13 protein-coding genes are annotated in these 17,535 nt (G+C 42.4%); 2 read left to right on the top strand and 11 right to left on the bottom strand.

Features of this window, described 5'->3' with window-relative positions:
- The first annotated feature begins 190 nt into the window (after positions 1-190).
- Positions 191-811: a hypothetical protein gene (locus tag N6H18_RS14035; RefSeq protein ID WP_262308907.1), complete on the top strand. Its 621-nt coding sequence runs from the start codon at positions 191-193 to the stop codon at positions 809-811.
- Between the two features lie 360 nt (positions 812-1,171).
- Here the strand turns inward: N6H18_RS14035 and N6H18_RS14030 are convergent, their stop codons facing one another.
- The 8 genes from N6H18_RS14030 to N6H18_RS18655 all read right to left on the bottom strand — a co-directional run bounded on the left by N6H18_RS14030 (position 1,172) and on the right by N6H18_RS18655 (position 12,895).
- On the bottom strand, positions 1,172-1,729 hold the full coding sequence (locus N6H18_RS14030) for a rhomboid family intramembrane serine protease (protein WP_262308906.1): 558 nt from the start codon (positions 1,727-1,729) through the stop codon (positions 1,172-1,174).
- 207 nt (positions 1,730-1,936) lie between these two features.
- A complete protein-coding gene (locus tag N6H18_RS14025; RefSeq protein ID WP_262308905.1) occupies positions 1,937-2,551 on the bottom strand; it encodes a hypothetical protein in 615 nt (204 codons plus the stop codon).
- A 12-nt stretch (positions 2,552-2,563) separates the two neighbouring features.
- A complete protein-coding gene (locus N6H18_RS14020) occupies positions 2,564-4,984 on the bottom strand; it encodes a TonB-dependent receptor (protein ID WP_262308904.1) in 2,421 nt (806 codons plus the stop codon).
- 6 nt (positions 4,985-4,990) lie between these two features.
- Entirely contained in the window at positions 4,991-5,410 is a 420-nt protein-coding gene (locus N6H18_RS14015) for a Fur family transcriptional regulator (protein ID WP_262308903.1), read from the bottom strand.
- A 133-nt stretch (positions 5,411-5,543) separates the two neighbouring features.
- The gene (locus tag N6H18_RS14010; protein ID WP_262308902.1) at positions 5,544-7,139 is read right to left on the bottom strand and encodes a SulP family inorganic anion transporter; all 1,596 of its coding nucleotides are present in this window, start codon (positions 7,137-7,139) and stop codon (positions 5,544-5,546) included.
- An 80-nt stretch (positions 7,140-7,219) separates the two neighbouring features.
- Positions 7,220-7,522, bottom strand: coding sequence for a hypothetical protein (locus N6H18_RS14005; protein WP_262308901.1), 303 nt, complete (start codon positions 7,520-7,522; stop codon positions 7,220-7,222).
- Positions 7,523-7,636: 114 nt separating this feature from the next.
- Complete coding sequence (locus N6H18_RS14000; protein ID WP_262308900.1) at positions 7,637-10,708, bottom strand: sensor histidine kinase; 3,072 nt, start codon at positions 10,706-10,708, stop codon at positions 7,637-7,639.
- A 243-nt stretch (positions 10,709-10,951) separates the two neighbouring features.
- Positions 10,952-12,895 carry an OmpA family protein gene (locus tag N6H18_RS18655; protein WP_316044816.1) on the bottom strand — a complete coding sequence of 648 codons (1,944 nt, stop codon included), beginning with the start codon at positions 12,893-12,895 and terminating at the stop codon, positions 10,952-10,954.
- A gap of 191 nt (positions 12,896-13,086) precedes the next feature.
- Between N6H18_RS18655 and N6H18_RS13985 the strand changes: the two genes are divergently transcribed.
- On the top strand, positions 13,087-13,449 hold the full coding sequence (locus N6H18_RS13985) for a hypothetical protein (protein ID WP_262308899.1): 363 nt from the start codon (positions 13,087-13,089) through the stop codon (positions 13,447-13,449).
- Positions 13,450-13,505: 56 nt separating this feature from the next.
- Here the strand turns inward: N6H18_RS13985 and N6H18_RS13980 are convergent, their stop codons facing one another.
- From N6H18_RS13980 to N6H18_RS13970, 3 genes are read right to left on the bottom strand one after another with little or no spacing between them, the layout of a single operon-like run.
- Positions 13,506-14,084 (bottom strand): hypothetical protein, encoded by a 579-nt coding sequence (locus N6H18_RS13980; protein WP_262308898.1) that lies wholly within the window; start codon positions 14,082-14,084, stop codon positions 13,506-13,508.
- Positions 14,081-14,968 (bottom strand): transglutaminase family protein, encoded by an 888-nt coding sequence (locus N6H18_RS13975; RefSeq protein WP_262308897.1) that lies wholly within the window; start codon positions 14,966-14,968, stop codon positions 14,081-14,083. The genes N6H18_RS13980 and N6H18_RS13975 overlap by 4 nt, the downstream gene beginning before the upstream one ends.
- Positions 14,965-17,511 carry a circularly permuted type 2 ATP-grasp protein gene (locus N6H18_RS13970; protein WP_262308896.1) on the bottom strand — a complete coding sequence of 849 codons (2,547 nt, stop codon included), beginning with the start codon at positions 17,509-17,511 and terminating at the stop codon, positions 14,965-14,967. Before N6H18_RS13970 ends, N6H18_RS13975 begins: the two co-directional genes overlap by 4 nt.
- Positions 17,512-17,535: the final 24 nt, after the last annotated feature.

Raw genomic sequence — 17,535 nt, 5'->3', positions numbered from 1 at the left:
AACTGTGACGACCAATTCGAAAACAATTCGGTCTACAAAAAGTAAAAAAAGGAGTTAAGTTTCGTGAAAAAGTGACAATTCATGAATATCAAATCGTATGAAAAAGAAATCGAAACAAGTGATAATTAGTGACGAATCCCGAATGACCATAGGGACGTATAAGTCGTTTTGAAGGAGACAACCAAAAACAATGAAATCTAAATATTTTTTTCTTTGTACAATCCTTACAGGAGTTCTGCTCATTTCTGGATGTAATTATGATAAGGCCGACGAAATACTAGACCCACCCAATTCAATAATATACAAATTGGATGGACGAACAGTAAAATACGGGGATCCTTTTCCTATTGCAATTGACTTGTCAGAGGATGGACAGGTGGATTTTACAATATTTGTAGAATTGACCGCAAATAGCCAGGGTGATCGCCTATACGTAGGCATGAACCCCATTGGAGCAAATTTGATCAAATCAGGGCCACCCATCGATGAAAATTTTTTGAGTATGGGTTTATTAGTTGCTGAAATTCAAGGCGCAACAATAGATTTGAATGTGGGTCAAAATAAACAATGGACACCTGATTTCGGCGCTTTAGTCATACGAAACACCTCTTCTAATGGCCAAGTATCTTATGAAGGAAACTGGGCTGATTCCGAGCAGATTGTTGGAATACAGAATAAAATAAATCAAAAAATTTATTTTGGTTGGCTTAGAATCAAGTTTGATAAGACAACAGAAATTGTAACCTTAATTGATTATGCTTATGACTCGGTTGAAAACCAGCATATTCTAGGTGGTGCTAAGTCCAACTAAATTATAATCTAATTAACGCTCCATAAAAACGTGTCCGTTTAATTTCGGGGCAAGGTGTGCAAATTACGTTTTGTCTCTTAATTTAGTCTGATGTAGGCGGACAGTTATGGAGCAATGTGTAGGACTTAGCATTCAATTATGGGGCGTAGCGCAAATGGTTTGACACAGTGGATAATGAAGACTGGAAAAACACTCCAAGAATTTTAAACTGGTGAAATAATTAACTGGTCACAGTCAAGTAGACGGCTGTGAGCTATAAGCCCACGGTGCGCCTCTCACACCACCCGATCCTTCCTTTGTCAGATTAGTCCAAGCGGTTTCTTATGGGCGCTTCACTAGATCATTTCTATCGGATAGAACCTAGCCCACAGAGCGTTTGTTGCGAAATACGAAGGCATGCGCCAGTCCCACTCCCGCCCCAAAGGCATGTGACTCCCAAGAGGTCTGAGGATCGTCGGGCATCAAACCATAGACTAATCCTCCATAAAATATCACTACTATAATGGAGATCAGCAGAGACTTGCGGTCCTTGCGAAACAAGCCAAACAGCATCAGAAAAAAGGCCAAACCGTAGATCATACCACTCGCACCGATGTGGTAAAACTCCCGCCCAAAAATCCATACCAGCAGCCCCGTGATCCAATACGAATTGACAAAAACGGTCACGGCAACCTTGCTGTAAAAATGAAACAGTACCGCTCCAAGCAAAATCAGTGGTAGCGTATTGGATAGGATGTGATTGAGATTGCCATGAACCAGTGGGGACAATGGGATACCAATCAGTCCGTGAAGTGTACGGGGATAAATGCCCAAGAAACCTAAATCATGCCCAGAATAGAACTGATAACTAAAGCTGAGCCACATCAAAAAGGCCATCCTGAAGGGAATCACCGAACTGCTTCTGTACTTTGCGATCATAGATATGTAAACAACATGATTTTGAGATCATTGTTTGTTTCTCATGTTGCAGTGGCAACTTATCACTTCAAGGGTATATAAGCAAGAAAGGGAGTAGAAAGTGAAAAGTTCATAAAGTAGAAAGTGAAAGTTCGTGAAGGTATATAAACCAGCTACCGTACAAACTTTACACTTTCAACTTTACACTTTCAACTTTACACTTTCAACTCAATTAATATTCAGTACAAAAGTCAAGGCGATGTCTGTATCACCGTCAGTGGCTTCTGATGTAGATGATTTGATGTCTGGTAGATGCTGTAGTTTGAGGCTGAAGCTACCCGCACTGAGAGCATTGGCAGCAGTGGTCCAAGCAGTGGATAGACCGACTGGATTGCCATTGGCATCCTCATCATTGTAGTTTAGCGGATCTGCCGCATTGTCTATGTTGCCATCTCCAGTAGGGTTGGCAAAGGCACCGTCGGTGAAACTAAAGAAAAACTGATGCTCATCGCTCTCCTCTTCTACCTCCTCGGTGATATCCTCACCTGGTGAATTGAGGTTGTTTTCGATTTGCAAGGTCAGTGTATAGCTTTTATTCAGACCCAAATTGATTTCATCCAAAATGGTCAACTCCTGTAATCCTGCACCATCTGGATCTTCTGCCCGAGCTGTCACGACATCTGATGGGTCATCATCGTTGGTAAAAACCAGTGTGACATCAGTAATAACTTCTTCTTCATTCTCTACCTCAGGTGTATCGTCATCACTACACCCTGTAAAAATCAAGCCTCCTAACATCACGGCATAAATACTGTACTTTTTCAAATGATTTACTTTTCTCATTTTAATATGGATTTAAAAAATATAATTGATTGTGAATAAAAAGTTCGTTCCCATATCATCTGCGAAATAGCGCATCTGATTGAGGTAGTCTCTGTAGCGGGCATTGAATACGTTTCGGATTTCGACTTGGCCGCTGAAGTGTCCTATGCTGTACTTCCATGCTAGATCCAGTAGAAAGTAACCCTGCGGTGCATCCTTGAAGTCAAAGATTTCGGAATCAGGATTGATCACAACTGACCCATCGATTAGGTACTCTGGAGGCACCGTGCGAGGTGCCTGATACTGCTCAAAGGTGTAGCTGGGTTTCAGCGTGACGACAGATTGATCAAACTTCCATAGCTTACCTGTCGTGTAGCTCAACTTGTAGTGTGCAGTCACTGGCGGCTGGTCAATGAGTGACTCATCCTTTCGTACATTTCTAGACCATAGATAGCTCAACCCCAATGTGCCATTGATGTGTTGGCTCCACTGTCTCTGCCAGGTAAAGTCTGCGCCAAGAAACAAAGCATCTGCCTGATCAAAAATGAAAGCGGGCATAGGTCCACGTACCGTCCCGATCACAGCTACAGGACGATTGTAGATGTAGTTCTCGATGTAGTTGGCATATGCAGTGAGGGTATAACTGTCCTTGTCTTTGTCGGTCTGCCATTCATTGATCCACTTGTACCCTTTTTCGGGAGCTATATCGCTGTCTTTCATGGTGATCACTTCGTCCGTTCTCAACTCACCATTTTCGTCGGTGTAGTAGCGGAGCAAACCATAGTTGGTTTTGAATCCATGTTGCCCAAAACTGTATAGTTCTGCCATGTTGGGCGTACGCCAAGCGGTGCCTATGTTGGATCTAAACGTACTGTTGCCAGATACTTCCCTAATCAATCCCAAAGAGGTAGTCAGATTGGTGAAGCTGAAGTCGTCGGCAAAGAGGTCTTGGTTGGTTTCTCGTCCTCGTACATTGTCATACTCATGATCTAGGCGTACACCGAGTTCGAACGTACTCTTTCGTATCAGCAGACTCTCCACCATAAATCCACTGAATCGCATCGTGTTGTAGTTGGGAATGTAGGCCGTGGTACCAGTGCCAGGATTGTTGTCATTGTTTTGCTGAAAAAACTGAACCCCAATCAATCCATCCAGTCTCCTCCACTCAGGGTGCTTCCACTCCAATTGTACATCATCCGTGACCAGCTCCAAATCTATGATGGGTTTGTCTGCATTGCGTCTCACATCATACTCTTGTCGCTTGTTCAATTGTCGACCTGCTCGGAGGGTGAGTTTTGCATCATCTGCATACCACCAGTTGATTTCTGCCTTGCCCAAGTGGTGTTGTGTCAACTGGTTGGGTTCGCTGATGTCATAGGAAAAAGGTTGGATAAAAAGAGGCTCGTCCGAATTGATGGCCTGCACAAATGAATCGCCACTTTCTGCGACCGATGACCGCAACAAGGCCAAATCCTGATCCACAAAACTGTAGTAGAGCTTGAAATCCCAATTGCTCAGGTGATAGCGAATACCCGCATGGAGTGCCTTCTCTTCTTTGCCAGAGTTGGTCAGAGAATAATCAGGCGCATGCCTGTCACCTATTTTGGTGTAGTTTGACCCGACGTGGTAGCTCCATTTCTGGTAGCCCTGACCGACATTTGCGTTCGCAAAATAGCCTCGTCCATTGGTCTGATAACCTGTACCGACTGTCCCATTCATAGCCTCGTTTAGGTACAAGGGGTCGGCTTCAATAATAATCGCTCCTCCCAGGGCTTCAGGACCAAACCTTACGCCTGCAGCTCCTTTGACAACTGTTATGCTGTTTGCACTGCTGATGTCTATTTCGGGTGCGTGATCATTGCCCCAATTTTGAAACCCGTGCTTCAATCCATTGTTGAGGATCAAAATACGATTGCCATACAACCCATGGATTACAGGTAACTGCACATTGCTCCCAGCCGATGAGAAGGTCACCCCTTCCAATTCAGACAAAGCACCTGCCAGCGATTGTGATGGATCCGACGAAAGGTCTTGTTTGCTGATCGTCTGTTGGGCAGAAGAGCGTGTCCCTTCTTCTTTGTTTTTTTCCACACTGATGGTTACTGTTTCCAGTGTCTTCACATCCGCTTGCATGTAGATATGAGGTATTTGTCCATGCTGGTGGTGATCTTCGTAGGTAGTTTCAGTGTAACCAAAACATGAGACCAAGATGGTATTTGACTCGCTGCACAAGCCTTTGAGCACAAACGCTCCGGACAGATCGGTCACAACAGCCTTGTCTGTGTCTTTGGCTCGCACCAAAACATGGGGTATCGGTTGCTTGGTATCTGCATCCAAAATCTGTCCCACCAATTCATATTGACAGGGGTTTTGACAAGCCCAGACATGGTAGCTACCTGATAGTATAAGCAGGATCAGAATGACATTCATCCCAATGATTGATCGTACACTCATTCCGTCCTAAGAATTACAAGATTGGCAAAGTCCATTGAGAATCATATTGGCTTCCTTGATGAGAAAACCAGGAATCTGCACCTTAGGCACATGATAGGATGATAAACAGTCGACATGACCACAAGCGTCACATTTGAAGTGCAAATGATCATGACGATGCTCCTCCGAATCACAATGATGATCACAGACACCATATCTCGCCATCCCAGAGTCATCAGGAATCTTATGCAACAAACCACTCTCAATGAAAGAATTGAGTGTTCTGTACAAAGTGACTCTGTCATATGCTGTCAACTCATGCTCAAGAAACCTAGATGTCAAAGCATGTTCGGAAGCCTGAAACAAGGACAACACATCCAAACGACAGTCAGTGACCCGCAGTTGATGCTTCTTGAGGAGTTGTTTAAGATCTGAATATTTCAACATGGTTGCAAACATACACTATAATGCAACATTGTTGCAATAAATAAAAAGAATATTTGCACCATCAAAAATCCGCATTAGACCCTACTAAATCCCAAACAAAAAGGCCATTTCAGATGCTGAAACGGCCTTTTTATTAACTTTCCTCTATGTGATTAATCAGGTCTTCTTCTGAACTTTGTTTACCAAAGCTCTCAAAACCTACCAGTTTTAAATCTATACCTCTATTCTTCGCGCTGATTTTAAAATCCTCTATCAACTCCAACACATCCCAATGAATGTCTTGGGTACGCGTGGCATCTATTATTACCACTGTGTCATTGGGAATCAAACCAAAAGTCTTCAAAATACTTGCCTTGTTAAGAAAACTGACATTGTCAGAGAGCTCAATTCTAATGGGTTCGCCCTCTTTGACATCAGCAAGATTGAAATGATAAGGTGTCTTGAAATTATTCCATAGTATAAAAATGAAGGCCACGGCCAATCCCATCCCAATACCCATCAAAAGATCCGTAAACACCAGTCCTAGGATCGTCACGATGTAAGAATAAAACTGGGCATTGCCTGTCTTGTACATATCGATAAACATGGAGGGCTTCACCAGTTTATATCCTACCATGATCAATACAGCCGCCAAACTAGCCAATGGTATCAAATTCAGCACTTGAGGGATGGCAATGACACAGATGAGCATGAGTACTCCATGAAAGAACGCGGATGCTTTGGTCTTAGCACCAGACTGTACGTTGGCGGAGCTACGTACGATTACCTGAGTGACTGGCAAGCCTCCGATCAGTCCCGACACGGAATTACCGATTCCCTGTGCTATCAATTCGCGGTTGGTGGGAGTGACACGACGCTGCGGATCAATCTTGTCAGCTGCTTCTACGCTCAACAGCGTCTCCAAACTAGCTACGATTGCAATAGTAAGAGCAACTATGTACACCTGTTTGTCGCCAATCATTGACCAATTGGGCGTAGAGAATAATCCAAAAAACTCTCCAATAGAATTGGACACGGGAATGTTCACCACATGATGACCATGCAAGGAAAAATAGTCCATATGCTCAAACAGTAAATTCAAACCAATACCAGATGCTACGACGATCAAAGGCCCATTGACAAACTTGGTGAAGGTCATTTTTTTCATAAATGGTTGATCCCAAAGGATCAAAACCATAATCCCCAACATCCCTATGACCACTGCACCCGGGGTAAAATTATCTAAGGTATAGAGCAACTCAGAAAAGGTATTGTGACCATCTGCTTGGAAAAACTCCAAATCTCCTTCTGGATCGGCATCATAACCGAACGCATGGGGTATTTGCTTCAATATAATGATCAAACCGATCCCTGAAAGCATACCCTTGATCACCGAGGAGGGCAAATAATAACCCAAAACACCTGCTTTGGCTATACCCAATCCAATTTGAAATACACCTGCAATGACTACCGCCAAAAGGAAGTTTTCAAAACTCCCCAATTTGGTAATGGAGCTCAGGACTATCACCGCCAAACCAGCTGCAGGTCCACTGACCCCCAACTGTGACCCACTGATCAGAGCGACAACCATCCCTCCTACGATTCCTGCTATAATACCTGAAAACAAGGGTGCTCCAGAAGCCAAAGCAATACCTAAACAAAGTGGAACGGCTACTAAAAACACAACTATACTTGCAGGCAGATCGCTGCCCAGATTGGACAGGAATCCCTGCTTACTTGATTTATTCATTTCTTTTGATAGGGTTTTGAACTACAGCGTAGTTCATGAAAATAAACAAAATAGGGCACGGGAAACACCCGTGGTAACGCTCAAAGAAAAAATTGATCTGGAGGAGGTGTAAGGATAGGAAAGTAAGAATCAGAAAGAAACATCAAATACTGACTATGTGATTTCTCTATTGATATTTCGGCACGACCGAAATCCAAATAATAACCCAAGGAGCATTGAACCTGAAGAACCTCCTTCTGCTCGCTCTTTTCCTCGCTTTCCTTTTCGTCCACATCATTGTTTTCGATGGGATTGTTGCGACCATAAGAAAAAACAGTAGGTACGACCACATTCAACATGAAAAGACAACAAAATGCTACCAGCATAATTTGAACTTTATTCATGGCGCATTGGACGAGCATTTGTGCTATTAAGGTTAAGTGACTGATTGAATAGAATCATGAAATTTACTCCATATTAATGAGTCAAAGTAAAACTATATCTATTAATCCCAACCGCTAGAACTTTGGAACGGGTAAATCAGGTAAGTGTACGGTGAAAATAGAGCCATGTTCGGGCTCTGAATCAAGTTTCAATTGACCATAGAGTTTGGTAACTATCTCATCTACCATATAAAGTCCCAGTCCTGAGCCTTCGGTTTTAGTAGTTGCGCGATAAAACATCTTGTAAATATCTCTTTGATACTTTTTATCTATACCTGGCCCATTGTCAGCTATTCTGATAGATACACCCCTTTCTGTTTTGAACATGGTTATTTGTACAAATGGATCTTCGACATCCGTAGGCGCATGATGCTTAAAGGCATTGGTGATCAAATTGCTCAAGACGATTTTCAATCTACCCATATCAGTATTGAGGGCAAGATCCTCTGGCACATCTATCTCACAACGAATCAGGGCAAAATTATCTGTATAACTGATTCCTTCTATGATCTCCCCTATCAATGGATGCAACTTGACTGTTTGAGATTGAATCCCCAACCTCGCATTTCGAGAATAATCAATGATATCCTTGATAAAACTATCCAGACGCATCACGCTCTTCTCTATATGTGTGAGATAAAAACTAACATCCGTATCTGTATCACTGCGTGCAATCTGTACCAACCCCAATATCGAAGACAAGGGAGATCTCATCTCATGCGATGCACTGTACACAAACCTATCTAACTCTGCATTGACCTTCCTCAACTCTATGTTTTGCTTATGGATAAAATTCATTCTCCACTTGTAGATCCCTAAAAAAAGTGTCACTGCTGCAAGCACCAACAACAGGTAAAACCATAATGTCTCATAAAACTCCGGCAGCACCTTGAACGAAACCTCATCACCTTCTTCATTCCATAAATAACCATCCGTACTACCCATCACCCTAAACACAAAGTTGCCAGGGGGCAGGTTGGTGTATTCGATTTCTCCAGCGTGCGATGGTTCACTCCAATCTTTGTCAAAACCTTCTAATTTATACCTCTGAAGATTTCTCTCTGGAGACAAATAACTCAAAGTACTAAATTGAAATGCCACACGATTCACACCAGATTCGATTTCTATCCGTTCATCACTGGATAGATCTAAACTGACTTGATCTGCAAATACATGCCGAATCTTTACCCTTGGCATTTTCATGTCAGTGGACAACTTACTGGGGTCAATGCGACATACTCCTCCCAAAGTTGGAATCAAAAGCACACCATTCTTTAGTTTGATAGCTCGGGTAGCACCCGTACATTCTTCATCGTTCATCCCAAAATTTTCATCAAAAACGACATAACTCAAATAGGCTACTTTTGAATTCAGATAGTCCTCTAGATTGCTCTTCTTGATTTTCAACACCCCCTTGTTGGACGTGACCCAAATGCTATTCAAGTCATCTTGTAGAATATCAAAATAGGTCCTACTCCTTTCGTCCTTCTGTAGTTTGATTTGGCTGAGTTGCTGACCGTCAAAGTACACCAACCCTACCGTAGAAGCAATCAACGCCGTGCCGTCTTCACGCAACTCTACATTGAAGAACAACACGCCAGAATCATCTGCCTTGAGGTGATATGTGTGCGAAACGCCCAAAGTATCTATAATGGTAAGTCCGCCGCTATGCGTACCCACATAGATTTCTCCGTGTTTACTCTCGGTCACGGATAGCACAAAGTTGGATTCCAAACCCTCATTGTTGGCGTAGTGCTTCACTATCTCTCCGTCCTTGAATTTCACCAAACCTCCTGAGCGACTTCCAAACCAGAAAAATCCTTTGCTGTCTTTGAATACCGTTCTGAAATTATTGGCAGGCATACCAGTTTCGATGGAGTAGCGCATTTCTATTCCATCTTTAATCTGAACAATCCCTCCATAGGTCGCCAACCAAATGGATCCATCCCTATCATGATAGATATCTCGTATCCCATTGTCAAATAGATTAGAGGAAACAGGGATGGTTGTACAATTCGACTCTTCACAAACGTCAATTTGACTTTGATCGGTTCCTATATATATTTTCCCATTCCATGATTCATGCACCGTGTATATCCTGTCACTGCTAATGCTCGGGCGTATGATATTGGTGGCAAGGCTCTCTTTGAATCGAATCAACCCAGAGCGATTGGATGATGCCCAAATATTGTTTTCATAATCCGCAATCAAAGAAGAAATACGTACCAAATCAATGCCCTTCTTGCTATTGATTCGCTGTATAGACCCTAAATCTTCATTGTACCTAAAAATTCCCATCTCAGAACCAACCCAAACTGAGTTGCTTTCATCCACAAAAAGACAATTGACATAAATACCAGACAGCTCGTCGATACTTTTCAAACCTTCTTTGGGAGTGTATTTATACAGACCTGCATTTGAACCTATCAAGACATTGCCTTTCTGGTCTCCAGTCAATGCGTTGACCGTGTTGCTTTTGAGGCCATTGGCTATCGTAAAATGTAGCGTGTCAGTTGCTGTGATTCCATAGACTCCTTTGCCCTCTGTGCTGATCCATATTGTCCCATCTTTTGATTCAAAAATGGTTTTGACTGTTACATTTGACAACTGCTCTGGCAATACAGGTATGGACTTTCCTTCTCTGATTCTAAACAGGCCAAAATTGTCTGTACCAGCGTATATATCTTGATTGGAGGCTATCATGAGATCTCTCACTGATTTAGCTACATTTTCTCCTTCGGTCACTAGACGACTCCATTTACCATTTTGATAGGCTATGATCCCGCTCCCTTGTGAACCTAAAAGCATCCTACCATCTGGATGCTCAATCACACAATGAAAGCCATCTGTATCAATCACACTCACGCGATTTTTATCATAGACCTCAAACCGCTCCCCATCATAAATCATCACGCCGTTGAATGAGGTAATCCATAGCAATCCTTGTGAATCTTGATATACTGATGTGATATTGTTGGAGGTCAAACCATCACTAGCCAACCATTGATTGATACTCAAATCATCCAGCGACATATTCGCTTTGTACTCATTGACTTGGCCATATACCATATGGGCAAACAACATGACTCCCAAAAGAACCCATCTCTTGATCAAAGTAACTTGTCGAAATAAATGCGCTAAGATCATATTTGGCTTTGATTCAAAAAATCAAAAGATATTTAAACAGAAGTGCTGGGAGTAACTAAATGTATGAAGATATTGCTAGAAAACGTGCATCAACTCATAAAATCACGCTTCTTGAACATCAATAATCATCATGATGACGAAAGACAAACTTACTATAATCTACTCTAATGGTGTGTGGAATCAAAACAAAAAGAGCCATTGCTATGACAGCAATGGCTCTTTTTGTTTCGCTCTGATTTAACCTTAGAACTCTACGATGACGAATTCAGTCCGTCTGTTAATCGTCCTTCCTTCATCTGTACTGTTATCTGCCAACGGAACGGATTCTCCATATCCTTTGGCTTGCAACCTGGTATCTTCTACGCCAGCCAAGACCATGTACTGCACTACCGCATCAGCCCTAGCCTGAGACAACTTCAAATTGAGTTCATCTGACCCTACATCATCTGTATGGCCACCCACCTCAATCACCATCGTTTTGTTGTCTTTGAGCAGTTGTACCGCTTTGTTTAGTTCCACATATGAGATCGGTTTCAATTCAGCACGGCCCGACTCGAAAAAGATGTTATTCAATACCACCTTGGTTCCTTTTTCGATCGGTTCAAGAAGGATATCCTTTTTAATTTCAGCATAGCTAGCATCTTTGGGCAAATCAAAACTCTGTGAGTAGAAGAAATAACCATCTTTGGTAGCAGACACACTGTAGCTTCTGCCAGCTGGCAATACGATCAGGTACTCTCCTGTTTCATCATTACTTTTGTTCAAAGCAATGAGTTCTCCTGTGACCAAATCTTCGATCAATACAACCGCTCCTATAGGTGCCGATGTGTTGGCATTGGATACGATCCCTTGTACTACCACAGATGGTTTTGGTTTGAGATGATCAGGCAGCTCCATCTCGAACAAGTCGTAATTGTTTTGATCCAACCTCGACGAAGCAAAATACCCCATACCAGAAGCCGAGATACTAAAGTTGGTATCATCACCAGATGAATTGATAGGTGCACCGACGTTGATCGGTACAGACCATTTGCCATTGTCAAAGAGGCAATAAAAAATATCTGATTCTCCATAACCAGGATGTCCTTCGGACGCATAGTAGAGTGATTTCCCATCCGAAGCGATGTAGGGGCTCTTGTCACTCAAGGGCGTGTTGACTGTACTACCTAGGTTGGTAGGAATCCCCCAAACACCGTATTGGTTGATTGCAGTCTCATACAAATCTGATTCTCCGTAACCTCCCTCACGCGTGGAAGAAAAAATAATTCTTGTTCCGTCGTTGTTGATCGTAGGTTGAGAATCCCAAGCACCACTATTGACCACATTGCCCATGTTTTCTGGCTCTGTCCAAGTACCATTTCTCAAATAGGAAATATAAAGATCACATCCTCCTATACTTTCCTCTGTACCACATCGCACATACACCATGGTCTGTCCATCTCCAGTGAATGATGAACCAAAATCATCTGCCATTGAATTGATGGGCGATGGCATCAATACTGGAGCCTGCCAAGCATTGTTCTCAAAACTAGAATAGTAAACATCCTCACCAAAATTGTTGGATCTTGTGCTGTCTTTCTGGTTGTCAAAACCACCCTGTCTCACACTGGTAAAATACAATCTTGTCCCTGTAGGGTTGACCTGAGGGGTATAATCATGCGCAGAACTGTTGACATTGTTGAGTGGAGTGGGTTGCCCATTGCTGCTTTTAGAAGCACGAATCTTTGGACTCATTTTAGCATAATTAATTCTATTCATAGCCAAGTGGAGCGTCATCATGTCCTTTGGCTCTTTGGGCGAGTATTCATAGAACTTCTCATAATATTTCTGTGCATTGTACAGATCATCTATTTGCATGTAAGCGTTGCCTATGTAGCTATATACCCAAGCATTGTAGTCAGGATTGATAGACTCTAGTTTTTGGAGACAATAGATAGCCTTTTCTGGATTATGATCATTGACAAATGACATTCCTGCATAATACCATGAGTTTTCGTGACGAGACTGGTACTTTAGCGCTTCTTGAAAGTACTCTACCGCTTCTTTATAATCTCCTTTTTTATAGGCGGTTACACCATTTTTATAGGCTGTTTTAAATACCAAATCTAGATTGGTGGATTGCCCTACCACACGTTGTACGATTAAAAATGACAGTACAATAAGGCAATAACTGATCGTTTGTTTCATAACTCTTATATTATTCCGTTCTAAAGTTATAATAATTGTTGGAAAAATGAATTTTTAAGTACTTAAACAGTAAATACTAGAGTTTGATCGAGGATATATCTGTATTCATCGAAGCACGATACCCCCTCTCACTTTTGGCATCATGATTGTATCTCATGACTTAGAACATTGCAGATGAAAAGCTCAAAACCATGAACAGATTAGTAAACTCTCGCCTATCCAACATTTTGAAACTACAAGCAAATAATGCCTATTCATTAATCAAAAAAATAAACATTCAAAATACTACCCTCCCTGAAAAACAAATAGAATTTAATGTCTCACATTTTTTGAGACGACCCATTGCCAATATGTACAGCATTGTCTTTGAAATAGGTTTGGAGATGAACAACAAAGCCAACCTACAACGTGACCTGAATTTCTTAAAATCTTTGAACAAAGAACTCAGTAAAGCCATTTCCAAACTGGAGACAATTATCAAAGAAGATGGCAACAATGAATTAAATAATAAGGAAGAATCTCTCAATGGCGTATCTTTCCATCTCTTGGCCTAACATGTTGATCTTTCCGTTTAGCCATGATTACTGAATCTTTTGATCCAGCATCTCCACTAAATAAAGACTTTGGGTCCGGACTTTAACAAATCTTGAAATTCGGACGGCCCATCGACAAACTCATCTTTGAACCGATCCAATTCATCCTTGGTTTCTGCAGAGATCAAGTCTACTACTTCGTCCAGCACTGGTCCTGATATCATGTAAGGAAACTCCGAAAATACCAATTGATCTCCAGCGCAAAAAGCATAAATCTGGCATTCGGTCAATTCCGACACATCTCTCCCGCTAATCATGCACTTTTCTATCCATTTGATAGGATCGAAATCTCCCATACTTGCCAATTCTTGTCGGTAGCCCACATGATCTGTATGTGTACTGAAATAGTGCATCAAGTTAGCCAGAGACTCTTTGGACAGCATAGATTTCATACCCTCGGCACAGCGCATACACACCGCATATTCAAACAAAGTAGAATAAGCATCATAACTCCCATAAGGTTTGAGTGCTTTTTCTATCAAGTAGGGCTTTTCCTCAATCAACAGATCGCACTCACACTGGATGCATCTCTGAAATGGAGTCCCCAGGTAATCCGAAAAGAATATTTTAGGAATGTCTGTTGTGATTGGGTTCATAAGATCACCTCCTCTGGTCTTCTTACATCTACACTCACCTTCATCGTTTGTTTACCGACGCTGTACACGATACCTTTGAGAGGTGTCACATCCGCAAAATCGCGACCCACTGCCACTCTGATATGTTTGTCGTCCACCAATAGATTATTGGTCGCATCAAACTCCACCCAATCCAACCCAGGAATATACAAAGCGATCCAAGCATGGGAAGCATCTGCACCTACAAGTTTAGGTTTGCCAGGGGGAGGTAAGGTCTCAATATAGCCACTCACATAGCGAGCTGCCAAGCCAATGGATCTCAGACAGGCCAAGGAAAAGTGCGCAAAATCCTGACACACACCCTTTTTCGTCTCAAAAACAGTAGACATAGGTGTACTGATGTCCGTAAATCCAGGTGTAAAGGTAAAGTCCGTAAAAATCCGAGTGTTCAACTCAATCATGGCTTCCATAATAGGTCGCCCTGGTGTGAACGACTGAAGCGCATATTCTTTGATCCCATCTACAAAATCAACGTGCTTGGATTCTAAATAGAATTGACGAATGTCATTCATAGCATCCGTACTATGCAACCACGCATGTACTTCTTCCCATGGCTGTGTCATCTTTGGATTCACGGTCACCCATGCCGGCGAACTTAGCTCTACTTTGCTTTTTGCCGTTACTGTCAATTTGCTGTGGGACTTTTCAATCGAAAAGTACAGGTATTTGTTTTCGAAAAAATCTATTCGATCTATTGAATAACTAGGCTCTGGTGATATCGAATACTCAAAGCTCTCTACCTTTTGAAAAGGCCAGTCCTTTGGGATTTGTATCATGATGTTGTGACACAGAGATGCCGCAGATTGGTAGATGTAGTTCGTCGTATGTATGACTTGGTATTTCATATCTCAGGTAAAATAGAAGATTGAATCATGCTGTATCTGCTGCCTGTATGGCTGAAATAATCTTCGGAAACAAATACAGAAATCTCATTCAGCAAGGCAATCAATTCCTTCAAAAATTCTTTCAAATTCTGATGTGACTTGCGACTACCGGTGGTCACTGTACATAGCGAATCAATGTCACACAATTTGATCATAGTCACTGCTTCCAGTAGCTTTTTGCGTGCAGGGCTGAGTTGCCTACCCTCTACCAAGGCAGGCAAGCTACTGAGATGCTTGTCTATTTTTAGGATTTGATAGATCAAAGACCTTGGATTTTCTTCATTGACTATCAACAGATTGAGCACTCCGTGTAGTTCCAAATTGGACCTGTATTTGTATCGATAGGTCACCAAGCTCTCGTTGCACCGCAAGGTATCTTCCATCAGCGCCTTGTCCACTTCGTCGTTGAAGCTATTGGTCAGCATCGACATCAATACTGTACAGGTGTTGGTAGAAGACTCTATGAAACGCCCCACATTCAACAAATGCCAAGTAGCCTCTCTGGTCATGTTGTCGATATTCAGACCATAAAATGCCATCATTTTGATGACCATGTTATCCAAACCATGGTACACCTCGGTCAGTGTAGCATCTTGCTGTCTCATCCGAGTGAGTTCTGCAGAAATACTGTCCAAAATCCTCCAAGTATCCAAACTCAACCTGTCTCGCACAGCATAGCCATTGGTCAGGAAAGATTGGATCGCCTGCGCCAAGCTACCTACCTTATTTACATCCAACGCCAATGCCAACAACTCCTGGTCAGCATTCGCTAAAACTTCTTTTTTAGTAAACCCTGGTAAAGTCCCTGTGAGTCTAGTTAAGCTTTTGAGCAAAGTAGTCAGTACAATGTCTTCACTGGTACGGATATCCTCATCTGACTCATTGTAAGTCTGCAGAGCCATTCGCATCAGTCTCACAGTAAATGCAGACCGCTCCATGTATCTACCCAACCAAAACAAATGTTCTCCCGTCCTACTGGGTAGCACGGTGACTTCCATTGATTGATGTCTGGTTTTTGCTTTGGGCACTGTAGTCTGTGCATCAGCAGCTTTGCCTAATACCCAAGTATCCTTACTGATCCCTCCTGTCTGGTTAGAAACCATAAAAACACCCTTTTCGGGTGAACTGCGAGACAGTCCGCCAGGCATCACAGCATATCGATTGTTTTCAGAATCTGCCACGATGTAGCTTCTAAATACCGCATTGCGAGCTTCTAGATTTTTATTGATCCATGAGGGTGTAGTAGAAAAATCTACCATTTCCTGTCCTACATAGAGGTAGGGACTCTTGTTGATTTTGGCAATCAATTTTGTCTTTTCTTCTGCATTAAGATTGCCACCATAGACAGATTTGTTCCCTCCGTCACGGTAAATCATACGAATGATCAAAGAGTCAAAATGCTCCAAAACGTAGGTTTTGGCAGGTTCTTGTCCACACCACCATGTAGCGACCGAATTCAGGATCAGTTCTTCTCCCAAAATATGCCTACATAGTTTGGGTAAAAAGGCCATCAAACCTGGATTTTCTAAAATGCGACATCCGAGAGGATTGATCACCAGCACCTTTTGCTGCCGAACAGCCTCCATCAATCCTACCACACCTAAATGTGAGTCACTACGAAACTCCAAGGGATCACAAAACACATCGTCGACACGTCTGATAATGACATCAACTTTCTCCAAGCCTTTGATGGTCTTGAGCCATACATAGCCATCGCTGACAGTCAAGTCCTCTCCTATCGCCAAAGTAAATCCCATCAAAGATGAGAGATAAGCATGTTCGAAATAGGTTTCGTTGGTAGGTCCTGGTGATAAATAAACAATTCTGGGGTTGTCATTGTTTTTAGATGACAAATGTACCAGCGTATTTTTCAAGGTTTGGTAATAAGAAGATATCTTTCTTACCTGATTTTCCCGAAGTTGATCTGGAAAAACACGAGTCATGGCAGCCCTATTTTCGAAGGTGTATCCTGCACCAGATGGTGCATCTGTACGATCATGCAGCACCCACATTTGACCGTCTGGCCCTCGTGCCAGATCAGCAGAATACTGTATCAATTGCTGCTCAGCGTCAAACTGAATCTTGTCCGCATGACGCAGAAACCCTTTGTGATTGTAGATCAATTCGAAGGGTAAGTGGCCATCTTTGATCAATGACCTGCTACCATATATGTCTTTGAGGATGTAATTGAGCAATGTAGACCTTTGAATCAAACCCTTTTCTATGACTGCCCAATCTTCACTGTTGAACACCATGGGGACAGGGTCCAAATTCCACGGGCGGTTCATCCCATCAGGGTCGCCGTAGACATTGTAGGTTACACCATTTTCACGGAGTTGCCTGCTGACATCTTCATGAAACTGCTCCATCCGCTGTGCTCCCATCCGCTCATAAAAATGAGCCAATTTGCGCCATTGCGGGGTTACCTGTCCCTCAGAGTTGGCCAACTCATCGAGGAACCGTGTGTTGCTGAACATCCTGTCTACCAGGTAAGATTCAATCATGGATTATCGTTGTAGTTTATGGGT

The sequence above is a fragment of the Reichenbachiella agarivorans genome (genome assembly GCF_025502585.1).
In the GTDB taxonomy this organism is placed as follows: Bacteria; Bacteroidota; Bacteroidia; order Cytophagales; family Cyclobacteriaceae; genus Reichenbachiella; species Reichenbachiella agarivorans.
Note: the sequence above shows the minus strand (reverse complement) of the source record. Positions and strands in the feature narration are given on the sequence as shown.

Bases quoted from the DNA above. Each gene is read 5' to 3' on its own strand.
- N6H18_RS13980 (WP_262308898.1), bottom strand. From the start codon at position 14,084: ATGAACCCAATCACAACAGACATTCCTAAAATATTCTTTTCGGATTAC.
- N6H18_RS14000 (WP_262308900.1), bottom strand. From the start codon at position 10,708: ATGATCTTAGCGCATTTATTTCGACAAGTTACTTTGATCAAGAGATGG.
- N6H18_RS14025 (WP_262308905.1), bottom strand. From the start codon at position 2,551: ATGAGAAAAGTAAATCATTTGAAAAAGTACAGTATTTATGCCGTGATG.
- N6H18_RS18655 (WP_316044816.1), bottom strand. From the start codon at position 12,895: ATGAAACAAACGATCAGTTATTGCCTTATTGTACTGTCATTTTTAATC.
- N6H18_RS14035 (WP_262308907.1), top strand. From the start codon at position 191: ATGAAATCTAAATATTTTTTTCTTTGTACAATCCTTACAGGAGTTCTG.
- N6H18_RS14010 (WP_262308902.1), bottom strand. From the start codon at position 7,139: ATGAATAAATCAAGTAAGCAGGGATTCCTGTCCAATCTGGGCAGCGAT.
- N6H18_RS14005 (WP_262308901.1), bottom strand. From the start codon at position 7,522: ATGAATAAAGTTCAAATTATGCTGGTAGCATTTTGTTGTCTTTTCATG.
- N6H18_RS13975 (WP_262308897.1), bottom strand. From the start codon at position 14,968: ATGAAATACCAAGTCATACATACGACGAACTACATCTACCAATCTGCG.
- N6H18_RS14030 (WP_262308906.1), bottom strand. From the start codon at position 1,729: ATGATCGCAAAGTACAGAAGCAGTTCGGTGATTCCCTTCAGGATGGCC.
- N6H18_RS13970 (WP_262308896.1), bottom strand. From the start codon at position 17,511: ATGATTGAATCTTACCTGGTAGACAGGATGTTCAGCAACACACGGTTC.
- N6H18_RS14020 (WP_262308904.1), bottom strand. From the start codon at position 4,984: ATGAGTGTACGATCAATCATTGGGATGAATGTCATTCTGATCCTGCTT.
- N6H18_RS14015 (WP_262308903.1), bottom strand. From the start codon at position 5,410: ATGTTGAAATATTCAGATCTTAAACAACTCCTCAAGAAGCATCAACTG.
- N6H18_RS13985 (WP_262308899.1), top strand. From the start codon at position 13,087: ATGAACAGATTAGTAAACTCTCGCCTATCCAACATTTTGAAACTACAA.